Source organism: Parafrigoribacterium humi (assembly GCF_040227205.1).
GTDB classification, from domain to species: Bacteria; Actinomycetota; Actinomycetes; order Actinomycetales; family Microbacteriaceae; genus Parafrigoribacterium_A; species Parafrigoribacterium_A humi.
In genome coordinates this window covers 1-11,855 of record NZ_JBELOA010000013.1, presented here as the reverse complement: position 1 = coordinate 11,855, position 11,855 = coordinate 1, and the positions used below count along the sequence as shown (strand labels likewise).

Sequence of the window (11,855 nt, the reverse complement as noted above, 5' to 3'; positions counted from 1 at the left end):
ATCCAGGATGGCTCCATCGCTACAATCACCACAGACCCCACACCGGACTCGGCGGCCAAACCCCAGCCCAACGCGTTCACAACGTCACAGGGAACTACAGCTAGACGAGTAACGACAGTTCGCCGGTATCTATTGCAAATAGAGTGGCGCCATGGATCTAGAGAAGGCAGTTCGATCGACGCTTACCGAGATTGTTTCGTCGGTCGTTCCCGGCACCGGGTGGCTGACCGACAAGGTTCTCGATCGCGTAGCGAGGGAGCATGAGCAGCGAGCGTCCAAGGCATTGCGAGTGGCGGAGAATGCCTCGGGGATGAGTCGCGAGGAACTCGCCGACCTTCTCGATGGGCAGCCTGAACTCGTCCCGCTGTACCTGCAAGTCCTATATGCCGCCGGAATGAATGGGCATGAGCAGGTGCTCCGCGCGATGGGCGCAGCGATGGGACTCGCCGCTGCTGCTGCCAGATCGGGTGACGGGGACTCTTTTGATGACATCGAACTGGCCCTGCGGGCTATGAAGGACTTTACTCCGCGTCAGTTCCAGGTGCTTCAGGCGATAGCGAAAAGTGGCGGCGCGAAGGGGGACGATGGTGAAGACGATCTATTGCCTACTGGCGCTCCTGGGATCAGCGCAAGTCTCGGAATCTCCGTTGAGCGGGCTGAAGCCTGTCTCATCTCTTTGAGCGGCCTCGGGCTGGTGACGGTGGTGCGAACCTGGGGAGGCAACTCTTATCCCATAGCACCCCTCGGGCGAGCCGTCGTCGCTGCCGCGGACGCGGTGGCTGAGTAGCCGGCAGCAGCTGGCGAACCACTCAGATCACCACCAATGCCGACGCTGACCGCGGGCCATCTTTAGATTTCAGTGACTTCTCCCACGGCGCAGCTGCTACCTCCTCGCAGGTGCGCCCAGCCTCACAATCCTTTTCTTTGGCCCTGCCCGCGCGCAAGCCGCGGACATCCCGGTGACTATCAGTTGTGAACGCAAACAAGGGTGTGGCGGCGGAATCTCGATCCAAACTGTTGAGACTGTCGTGCCACGACGTAATGTTTGGGCGCAATCCACACCGAGAAAAATCCGCTCCGGTCGACGCCCGGTTGCGGCGCACCCGCTACGGAGGTCACCTATTGGCGAAGTTTTGCACCGATAACACCGATTATGTCGGGAGTCGTCTCGGGAATCTCCCCGTCGAACTGGGAAGAATTCCTTCCGAGTTGCCTCGTCTAGTACTGTCTCGTCGTTAACGTTATGAACTGACGTGTCACAGCGGCTTCAGCCAGCATCCGCAGCGCCCGCTCACGAAACTCGGCCGGATAAGGGTTAGTCATAGTCCCATCCTCCAAAAGGATCAGACGGAACGAAACCCAGGGCGATTCAATGATCCTTGGTTGCCATGTATTGAAATTATCGACGAGCACCGACAGGCTGGTCGTTTGCGCTGCTCTGTCATCAGATGACAGTCAAGTATCGCTACGCCCGGCCCATTGGAGTCCGGCTTTCAAAGGCCACCTTGAATCGATGATGTCGCAGGCTGTGGCCCCGTGCTTAATCGGCTAGATTCTTCGTCAGCCCCGCTTTCCGTTTACTAAGCGAAGGACGATGGCCACCAATTACGTCTCGAAGGGACAATGATTCCCCGCGCAGTACTGGCATGCAGGGCTCGCCTACTGGTTCAAGCCGGCTTCGTATTCGGCGGCGGCAGCGTCGATTTCCGACCAAGCACCGAATGATTCACGAGATCACGTCCGGGGACAGTGCCGTGCTCTCTCATGGACGAAGCGATCCTTACGGAGTCCCCATGCTTTTTACTCTTCAGTGGTGTCCTCAGGGAGCTCCTCACCCTGCCAGCCCGCGACGACGCGGTCAATGTGCGTGGGGAGACCTTCCAGCTTTGTCGCGTCCGTCCAGCTTGCGATGAAGTCGGGGTCGTTGCTCTTGGGCGGGTCGAGGACATCTCGGATGCGGACAGCTACTGGAACCCCGGTGCTCACTCCGGTGACGAGAGCATGTTGTTGTGCTAGGCCGGGGAGTTGGTCGAGAAGTGCACGGGAGCTCAGGGCGGTTGCGTGACGCAGCAGAGCCTGGTCGGCTTCGTGCGTGAGACGGTGAGCGATAACCGTTCCACACTGGGCGACGACCGTTTCGCTGAGTTCGCTTGGCCGTTGACTAGCGAGCAACAGTGACAACCCGAATTTGCGTCCCTCCTTAGCGATCCGCTCGAACACGGCCGCAGATCGGCTACCTGCTCCGTTAAAGTCTCGCCGGGCAGGAATAAACCGATGCGCCTCTTCGAGGACTAACAGGACAGGATGTTCGGCGCGTGGGTCACTTCTCACTGCGAAGTCGAAAAGGATGCGACCGAGTAGCGCCGTAACGTTTTCCAAGACATCACTTGCGACAAGGCTGAGATCGAAAATGGTGATCGAGGGACCAGCAGCAGCATGATCCGCGGACTGAGCCCGATACGCGTCAGCGCCAGGCCAGTCCGATGTCACTTTGCCGTGCGTTGGATCTTCACCCATAAGGGCACGTAGATAGGACCCCAATGGGTCCTCGTGCTTCTCGATCCGAGTCATAAAGTCGTATCGACCGTCCGCGAGGAGGCGACTTAGGCGCATTTGGAGCGTTGCGACGTAGCCGGCGATTTTGCTGTCATTGGCTTGCTCAAGCTGGATACGATTCGGCAGGAAGTAGTCGCAGAGCTGCTGGAGATCGTAGTAGACAGGGGCGTCGAAATCAGCGCCGGTGGCTCCACTGCCAAGGCCTAGTTCACCGAGCGACGCCGTGATGTGTACGTTCATCTCCCGGACGAGTTCGCTGAGGATGTCGCGGTGTTTCGCGGTAAGAGGCGTGTATTTCTTGTTGGGTTGAAGGTCGGCTCGTTTTATTGCCGCAGGCACAAGGGAGGCCATCGCCTCCCAATGTTCCTTTATTGGCGAGGCCGCAGCGGCCTGAATCACTGCCAGCTTTGCGAGATCTTCAAGTTGACGCAGTGCCGGACTCTCACCGTCCATGGAGTTCCCGAACAGCGATTGCACGATCGCGAGGGTGTTTCGCACGTTGTCGAGCCGATCGGCTTCGGCTTGCGAAGAGGCTCCGGCCAGGCGGGCGTCGGCGACCGATCGCTGAAGCACTGGGGCCTGCACACCCTCGCTTGCTCGGAAGAGCGCGAGATGTTCCTCATTATTCATGAACCAGTGCGGGAGAAAGAGGCCCGACCTTGAGCCGGGCTGCGGACCAAGCACTAGCGTCCGTGTCCTTCTGCCGCGTGCAGTGTCACTGGAGAAGGACTGTTTGTACTCGCCGTTGATATCGAAGATGACGATGTGCCCGCTGATGATGTTGTTGTCGAGAAGGCCGTCGATGAGCGCGGTGACAGTGCAGGACTTCCCCGAGCCCGTGGATCCGACCACAGCGCAATGATGGCCGAGCAACAGGTTGGCATCGAGATAGACGTCTTGTTCCGACGCGACCGCAGATGAGCCGAGGCGCACCGACGGAACTTGCTTGGGGAGGAAAATGTTCTTCACTTCGGCTGGCGTCGCTATTTTGACCGGCGAGTGAAGCGACGGGTAGGCGGTCAGCCCTGACTTGAATTTATCTCCCTCGAAACGACCAACTACGGCGGCTTCAAGCTCGTACGAGGCTTGGTCGTCCTCGCTGAGCAGGCCACGCCCTGTGGTGGAATCATTGCGGCTAAGGATCGAGACCCCCGTAACAATAGCGACGACACGATGTGCCCCAGCGGGAGCGGTGATGTAAGAGTTCACTACGCCGACGGTTTGAAGTCCGTCCGGACCAACCTTGGTAAAACCCTTCGCCCCGATGTCCAGCGAGACTCGAATGGAGGCGCTCTGGACCGCGGTGACCCTGCCGATCACACCGACCTCATTCATCGGCGTTCACGTCTTTCACGGATTTCCCTTCGGTGAATCGTTCAAGGGATTCGATCAACGTCACTATCGCGGCTGGCGCGTTGACGTTGAGGTCGAGCCCTGGTTCGGGAAAGAGGTCGACCATGTGCACGAACTCCCCGGCCCTTCCGGTGAGTACGGTGATTCGCGAGTCGTCAGCGGCAGCCAGCGCCGCGACCGGCGTATCAAGCGGCTTGTGCTCGCGCGCAGCGAGGGTGTTCCCGACAAGTTCTTCATCGAGGACCGCCTTGACGAGGCCCGAACCCTTACCGAGCACAGCGTAAGGATCGACAGCAAGGACGTTGATCGCCGGATTGATCGCGAGGCTGCGGAGCAGGATACGATTGATATGCGGATCGCCATATCCGTATCCGATAGTGATAACAGCCGTGTCGTTCTGCTGAACGGCATCGCTGAGCAGGCGCATGAGGTCGGAATACGGGTAAGAAAGCGAGTCGCCGTCCTTGGCTGTCGTCGGGTAGATCAGGACCGGTTCATCGACAGTGGCGCTGCCCTCTTCGACCTGCACCACCTCAAGCGTAGTGACGCCGGATGCACCGCCGACAACAGCCTTCCAGTTGAGACTTCCATGGATCTTATGCAGGTACAGCGCACTGTCCGCACGGGCCACAACCTGCTGAGATGTCGTCTCCACCCGGTGGAAGTCGAGTCCGTAGTAAGCAAGATTGAGGCGCCGGTCCACCGTGCCGCTGAATCCGTCGATATAGGGATACCCCAACTCGTCGAGCGCTCGTTCGATGACAAGGTCGTAGTTCGTTGTGAAGACCTTCGGGCGCGGAAGGTTGGCGCGCCTGCTTCGCACGATTCGGGAGAGGAACTGCCGGTGCGCAGCGAGGGGGTCCTTCAAATCCGCGTCCGCGCGAGGGAGCTGGCATGCGTGTGCGAAGGCAACGTTAATCTTGCCTTTGAGTTGGTCGATCTGCGCCTTGGTAAAGCTCTTGGCTTTCTTACCCGAGCCGAAAGTCACCTCGGCAAGGCCGGCTTGGTCGGCAAGTGATGTAGCAAGCTGAAGGCCATTGAGGAGCTTCTCCAAATCCCCGTTGTCAGCCGGATTGAGGAACCTCAGCAACTCCCCGTCCGTGGAGTCGATCGCCTGATCTGCGCCCTCGATCATGGCCTGGACAGCAGAGTTGTCCAGATTCCGCGTCTGGGGTGAGCCCAAGTGGAATGACGCTCCGGAGCCGACAAGGATCACCAGATTCTGGACCTGCAGGAGAGAGGCGATGTGGTCTCGGACGATGTGGCGATCTTGCTCGCTTAGGCGCGACTTCACCACTCCCCCGGTAAGGAAAAGGCCAGAAGCCCCAGCCTCAGGCTCCAAATCAGTCATAGCAGGCTCCATCTGTTCGTCGCCCGACATGGGACGCTGGGAGTCACGATATCGGGAAAGCCCGATACGCGGCGAAGCAATCGAATCAATCTCAAGTGAGCCTCATTCCAAGATCTAGTTTCAGGCTTGGGCGCGTGCGCGGATGCTGGTGCGGATGTCGTCAGTTCGTATTCCGAGTTGGCCGAGTTCTAGCCTCATCTGTTGGAACACTGGGGCAATACCTCGCGGGTCGGCGATAGTGAGTACTGCAGCGAATTCGACCCCGTTCATCGGCATGCTCTCATCAGCACGGGTGAGATAGTTGACAACGAACTTCCAGGTGGAACTCGGGCCTCGTCCGGTGAGTTTGGCTTCGAAGCACTTGGCCACCTGCCATTTCATCGCTTCCTTCAATAGGTCGCGTTCGGTCCGCGGCTCAGTGCCGCTTGGTGTCATGTTCACGGCGTGCAACCTGCTCTCGAATCCGCCGTCTTTGTTTTCCTGCATCAGACGGGCCCCGATGTTGACACGGATCCGTTCGTCTCCGTGCTCGTAGGCGAGTTGCGGTCGTGCGATGAGGGTGAGCCTTGCGTAGCCGCGGCATTTTCCGCCATCTCCGACGAGCGCTTCGGGCCAGGCGAACTTGAGTGTCGCTTGCTCTCCAGGCTGAACGACACTGTCGAACACGAGAGTGATTTCAGAGTCGTCCCGTTGGAGCATTTCCTCGGCGATGGTGGGAACACCGAATCCGATGAGGTTCCGGGCAACGGGAAGGATTGTCTTCTGCGCGAAAACGTCCGGGGTGTGGGCGTAGTGAACGAGGAGAGCCAGAAGGACTTCTCGGGAGACTTCTCCTTCAATGAGAGCGTCCAGGTCGGCAAGGCGGCGTGCGACCAGCGGGGCGGCGTAGCTGGTACCAGCGCCGGCGACGAGTTGCCCAAGCTCGTCGACGGAGAAGAGTCCCGCACCAACGCCGGCTCGCGGGCTACCAGAACCTCCGATGTGAGCGAAGTCGGGTTTAGTTGCACCGCGCAGGCCCGGTCCGCGTCGGCTGTAGCGGGCCAACGCGAGGGGTACTTGGCCTTCCAGACCGGGCGGATTCAGCGCGCTGACGGACACGTTGTGCAGGCTTTCGCCCGGCTCGCTGAGGATGCTCTGAGTGTCATTGGCGAGGCTCGCTAGGGCTGACTCGGAGTTGACTGACCATTCCGGCCGTTGCTGACTCGTAAGCAGGTTGCCCGCCGAGATCACGAAGATCACGTCGTTCTGCGCTGCGATCTGATCTAGCCTCATCGCCGCATACCCGTACCGGGAACTGTCTCCGGCGGCATGGAAGTTCATGCTGAAATTGAATACACGGACACCGTGCCGCTGCCGATAGTCCGCCACAGCGGTCTCGACCTCGTCCATGAAGTCGGGAACACCGCCCGGATAGTAGTTGTCGAACGGAATGCCGGTCTCGCCAGGGTCCGAAGGGAGGACGTCGAGGTCGTAAATGCGGCATCCGTGCGTTTGCGTGTGCAGGAAGGGATTGAGACTGCCCGCTGCCACCAGCAGTCCGGAGATGAAGGTGCCGTGGCTAACGTCGCGGTCGTCGTCAGCTAGTTGACCCCAACGATCCTCGACCCATTCTCCGATCACCTCCCCCACTCCTCCGTCAACAACTCCGACTTGCGCCGATGCTGTCTCAGGATCACGCTCGAAAAGCTCCTCTGCGACAGGTGTGCCCAACGATGTTGCTTCGCTGAGGTCGCGCCGGACGACTGGCGGCAGGGAAACGGAACGCACCAGCGGGTTGCGCTCGATCGACTCGAGCACCCGCTGATGCGCACCCGGGTCCACCGCCACCAAAGCCTCTGACGAGCTTCTCGCCTCCACCTCACCGGCCCGTGCCCGTGCCACCGATGGAGGCTCCAAGCTCAGCCGGCTTGGAGTTCCGGGCACATTCACCTTCAGGGATAGCTCCCTCACCCCGGTGCTCATGCCTGCGCGGAGGGCCTGTACGTCCACGCTCAGCTGCGCCAGCCCCGTCCGCAGCGCGTCGAACGCGACCAGTTCGGCGTGGGCAAGTGCGGAACTGTCCTCGGCTGTCGCGACCGGGAACAGCTCGATCAGGTACCGTCCGCCCGTGCCCGATCGTGCGAGCCAGGCTGCGCCGTCGGCGGCACTGAAGTCGCGCTTGTCTTGGTCGGTCCAGAGGGTGATGCTTTCGATCGCGGAGACTTCACAGCGGTTCCGCGAGGGATTTGGTTTTGCCAGCCCGGTCGCAGAATCGATCTTGAGCGGCACGTCGGTCTCCGCTTTCACGATCTCGGCAAGAACTTTCCGAAGCGATTGCGGTGTCACGGCGTAAATCGGTTCGCCAATGCCTTCGGTGGCGACGTGCGGAGTCCAGGCGGGCCGGAAAAGGCGTCGCTGCGCTCGGTGGGACTTTGCGATGGCGTCCGCGGCCATGACCACCCGGACATAGCCGAGGCCGGCGAATTGTTGGTCGTTTTCCAGCGCAGCGATCACAGCGCTCACCGCTGCGGCAAGTTGCATCCGGTGGGTCGCGAATGCGGTGTTGCGGCCGGCGAAGAAATCGGTCCCGTTGCCGTTCGGTGTCGGACGGTCCCTCGGCGCTCGGAGCGCACCCGGATTAAGCACCACCTGTACTGGCTCATTCGCCATGAGCGTCACCGTCCTCGCCGGCGTCGCTGATACGGCGGCCGATCGTCTTGGTACTGCACTGGAAGAGGTATGCCAACTCAATGTTGTTGAACTTCACATCCGTCATTGCCAGGTCCCTCGTGAGCGGCCCCTCGTCCTGGTCCAGCAGGCGACGGCGATCCGAATCGATATGGACGGAGGTGGAACGTGACAGCTGCGCCACGGTGACCACCGGTGCGATATCCGCATCCTCCTGCAGAAGACGGCGCTTGCGATACTTCGTCGCCATCGTCTGCAGTTCCGCCCCGGACAAGCCTTCACACACCCAGGCAAGGAGTTTTGCTTCAGCAACGGCCGCGTCACCTTCTACGTCCAGAAGACGCTTGGCGATCTCTACACGTTGTTCGAATCCCGGCAGGGGTACGGCCAGCTGCACTTCGAACCGCCGCCAGATAGCCGTGTCGAGCAGCGATTCATGATTGGTCAACCCGATAGTGATACCGCGCCCGTCACGGACGTCCATGTTCTGCAGGAGGGCATTGACCACACGCTTGATTTCCCCGACCTCGTTCGGATCGTCGCGAACCTTCGCGATCGCGTCGAATTCGTCGAGCACGAGAACGCACTCGTATCGATTCGCGAACGCGAATAGGGCACCGAGGTTGCGTGCTGTCGTCCCCAGGTAGGAACTGATCAGACCATCCAGCCGTGCAAGCACCACCGGGATGCCGAGCCGCTTGGCAAGCCACAGAGCCAACGTCGTCTTCCCAGTGCCCGGAGCCCCATAGATCAACAATGACAACGATGCGCGCATCCCCGCGTCGGCGATGCGCTCAGCATGCTCCCACTCCTGAAGCAGCGCCTCCACGTTCTCTTGCAACGAAGCCGGAAAGAGCGGCAGACGTGCCACGATATCGTCCGGCATCAGGAGGTTCGCGAGCGGGGCTGAGGTTTCCTTGTCCACCGGCACCGCGACCGAAGCGCCGAGCCGCTCTTTCCCGCCGACCACCCCCACAACGCTCTTGGTGATCCGACTCGGCGACAACTCGGTCGAGCGGGAGTTCTGGTTCATCATCCGCAACAGCGCCGCAGCTTCCTTGACTTCCCCCTCAGCCCGCAGCGCCTCGATGAGACGTTCAACCTGGTGGCGAAGCGGAGCGGAGTCGCTCGCCAAAGCGACACGAATAAGCGATTTGAGGATAGCGAAATGCTGCATAGGGACACCATATCGCCTGTAACAGACATTCTTGATCACTTGCTGGACAGATTCGATGCGATCCACAGAAGTGAAGGTTACCTTCCGCTCATAATATTCCAGCCAGAGCGACCTTGCGCCACGCGACAAGTTCACCGCGCGCGACCCAGCGCGAGCTGATCGTGCCATTCGTCGTGAGCGAATCAACGATATGACGAGCACTTGTGGCTTAGAGATCGCGCGGATAGGTTCAGGGTTTGCGGTTTGGTCGTCCGTCCCAGCGGTGGAGGGTCTGGCCTTCTCTGATGAGGCGTCTGACGGTGATGATCGCGTTGGCGAGGGCGATGAAAGCGTCAATGACTTTGATGCGGCGGTCGGTGCAGAAGGCGAGCTTCTTGAAGCCGCGGTTGTGCCAGGAGTTCGTCCGGTCGACTGGCCATCGGCCGGTCGCTTGCAGCGGTGCGGGTGTGCCTTTCGTGGCGATCTGGCCCTGGCAGCCGAACTCGTCGAGTAGGTCCCGGGTTGTCTTCGAGTCGTAGCCGGCGTCGAGATGCACGGTGATCTTCTCCGGAAGCTCCTCGAAGCGGTTCAGCTTCTCCAGTGTCGGGCGCAAAAGCGGCGAGTCGTGCTTGTTCGCGCCGGCGACGACCGTGCCGAGAGGAATCCCGTTCCCGTCGACGTCACACTGCCCCAGCCAACGAAATCGCAGTCGTGGCGGTCACACTGGGCCTCCACTCCACCGCGACAGACATTAGTCTTTCACGGCGCGGAGGTGCTCCCGATAGCTGGCGCGCGCTGCGTCATACTGCTCGTCAGTCAGCGAGGCAAGGTAGCTCACCGCTTCCCCTGACCATACGTGCGAGGCACCGTTGCTGTGCTTCCATGCGTACTTCGGGTTCTCACGCAGGTTGTCCCGCCAGCAGAGCGCCTGGTGATCGCGCGTTGTCAGTTTTCGACCGGGCCGCTTCTCGTTGACTTTCGCTAGCAAGTTGGTCGCACTGAACGGATGCGTCTGGTTCGGGTCCGTCTTGTGGATTGCGATCTGCCCATCCGCGGTCGGCGAGACCGCTACAACCAGGTCGGCGCTGCTGAGCTTCTTCTGCGATTGCATGTGGATGTCGTACACCGTCGCCACCCGCCCCATGTCGCTTCCGGACGCCTGCGCGTCATCCATGAGGTTCCGGAGCTGCTTAATGAACTCCTCGACTTCGGCCACCATCGTCGCGTTCTTGTCAACTTTCATAAACTGAACCGCGTCCGCCGGTGCAGTCGCACCGAGCGGGAGGAGCTGCCAGGTCATGGAGTCTGCCAGGTCCCTCTTGAACTTCACCAACATGAAGTCGCGGTAGTTCAGAATGTTCTGCTGGAGGAATGGATAGATGACAGCGCCGAGGCCCAGCGCGTTGTATAGATGGATCGCTCGATCGCGGTATTCGGTGAGTGCTTTGACGTTTGCCATCACCGCAGGGCCGTCGATCCCTTTGGGCCACAACTTGCTGGCGTTCACGCGCCCAAGTGCGTCATCGATGGCAATCGACCGGTATCGCTCGCCTCGCTTCTTCGGATAAAAGATGGAGCGATCCTTCTGGCGCAATGTCGCCTTGAGCGCCAACTCCCACGCATTGACGATGAGCATGACCGTAACTTCATCGCGGTATGTCATTTGCGGCTTGTTATAGATCTCAACGGCAGCGAGCATTGCAGCGAGCGAATTGTCAACAAGTCGCTTGATGGAAACATAGGGTGCGCGCAACGGTAAACCCTCCAGATGGTTCAGTAAGCGAATTTGGACAGCTAGCTCGGGAAGCTGGGGTGGAGGATGACCCGCCACAGTTGCTTCGGTATGGTCGCCGCGCGCCTCGGCTTCGTTGGCTCGTTTGTCGCGATCTGCCGCAGAATTGAGCGCCTCACGAGACGTCTCGCGCCAGAAACTACATCAGTGGCTGCCCCGAGCGCGTCCGTCAGCGGCATTTGGTGATGTACCGCCCGCGAGAATCCTGCACCGAATACATCGACGGGGCGCCGTGCATGAGATTCGGGTGTTCGCATGAGCCCCAACCTATTCCTTAACTCGGGGTCAATTATGGTGCCGGACCCTGCGCAGAGAGCGTCCGACTAAAGTCGCCCTCGGGACCGCTGCCCTAGTCGGAGCGAGGATCGCCTGAATCAATTTCGTTCTCATCGGAGAACACCTGTGATAACCCCCCCGGCAACGACAGCAGCGAAGAACCTTGGCTTAGAACGGAAGCTCGGTGAGAGCTGCTCCCGACTATCAGATTGTGCGTTGGGTGATCGCGTTGGTTGTCCGCGAAACCGGCTGGGCTGATCCGGATTTTGTGGCAAGTCTGTCGTGGCCAACGCTCGCCTTTTGCCCCTGTGCTCGGCGACGCCCAACGTAAGCCCGACAACTGAGCGAACGAGCCTGAATCCGGCCGGCATGTCAATGACTCGGCACTTTCGGTGTCACATCGCGTATAGCGTCGAAAGCGGGCCCCATACGGCCAAACCGGGGCGATAGCAGTCCTCGTAGACGGCTTTTCAAAAGAATGTCGAAATAGTTTTATCCCACCTGATCAGCGTTTATGTCGGTGCGCTCTCTCAATTGGTGGATTCTTTGCCGATTTTCCGGCGTGACGCGAAATCAGCCGCACACATAACCAGATGTGAACGATTACGGGACTGCTGCAGGTTTAGGTGACTCCTGATCTGGGGCGAGTAGCTCGTCTCTGGAAGGATGTTTGCCATGCCGAGAGCGTTTCCGAGGGAGTTCCG

Annotated in this window: 7 protein-coding genes and 1 pseudogene; 2 read left to right on the top strand and 6 right to left on the bottom strand. The window is 60.0% G+C overall.

Annotated features, from left to right (window positions below; genetic code table 11):
- Both ABUA28_RS14055 and ABUA28_RS14050 read left to right on the top strand, forming a co-directional pair.
- The coding region (locus ABUA28_RS14055; protein WP_349904929.1) for an integrase core domain-containing protein at positions 1 to 104 on the top strand (104 nt) is incomplete at its 5' end.
- Between the two features lie 47 nt (positions 105 to 151).
- On the top strand, positions 152 to 787 hold the full coding sequence (locus tag ABUA28_RS14050; protein WP_349904928.1) for a hypothetical protein: 636 nt from the start codon (positions 152 to 154) through the stop codon (positions 785 to 787).
- Positions 788 to 1,800: 1,013 nt separating this feature from the next.
- On the opposite strand, the gene ABUA28_RS14045 is transcribed toward ABUA28_RS14050, so the two are convergent.
- The 6 genes and pseudogenes from ABUA28_RS14045 to ABUA28_RS14020 form a co-directional block, all read right to left on the bottom strand.
- Positions 1,801 to 3,891: an ATP-binding protein gene (locus ABUA28_RS14045; protein WP_349904927.1), complete on the bottom strand. Its 2,091-nt coding sequence runs from the start codon at positions 3,889 to 3,891 to the stop codon at positions 1,801 to 1,803.
- The gene (locus ABUA28_RS14040; RefSeq protein WP_349904926.1) at positions 3,884 to 5,260 is read right to left on the bottom strand and encodes an SIR2 family protein; all 1,377 of its coding nucleotides are present in this window, start codon (positions 5,258 to 5,260) and stop codon (positions 3,884 to 3,886) included. The genes ABUA28_RS14045 and ABUA28_RS14040 overlap by 8 nt, the downstream gene beginning before the upstream one ends.
- 120 nt (positions 5,261 to 5,380) lie before the next feature.
- A complete protein-coding gene (locus ABUA28_RS14035) occupies positions 5,381 to 7,909 on the bottom strand; it encodes a S8 family serine peptidase (protein WP_349904924.1) in 2,529 nt (842 codons plus the stop codon).
- Positions 7,899 to 9,170 carry an AAA family ATPase gene (locus ABUA28_RS14030; protein WP_349904923.1) on the bottom strand — a complete coding sequence of 424 codons (1,272 nt, stop codon included), beginning with the start codon at positions 9,168 to 9,170 and terminating at the stop codon, positions 7,899 to 7,901. The genes ABUA28_RS14035 and ABUA28_RS14030 overlap by 11 nt, the downstream gene beginning before the upstream one ends.
- A 163-nt stretch (positions 9,171 to 9,333) precedes the next feature.
- Positions 9,334 to 9,762 (bottom strand): annotated as a pseudogene (locus ABUA28_RS14025) (transposase); the annotation flags it as partial.
- Positions 9,763 to 9,834: 72 nt separating this feature from the next.
- A complete protein-coding gene (locus ABUA28_RS14020; protein WP_349904922.1) occupies positions 9,835 to 10,836 on the bottom strand; it encodes a DUF3644 domain-containing protein in 1,002 nt (333 codons plus the stop codon).
- Between the last annotated feature and the right edge of the window lie 1,019 nt (positions 10,837 to 11,855).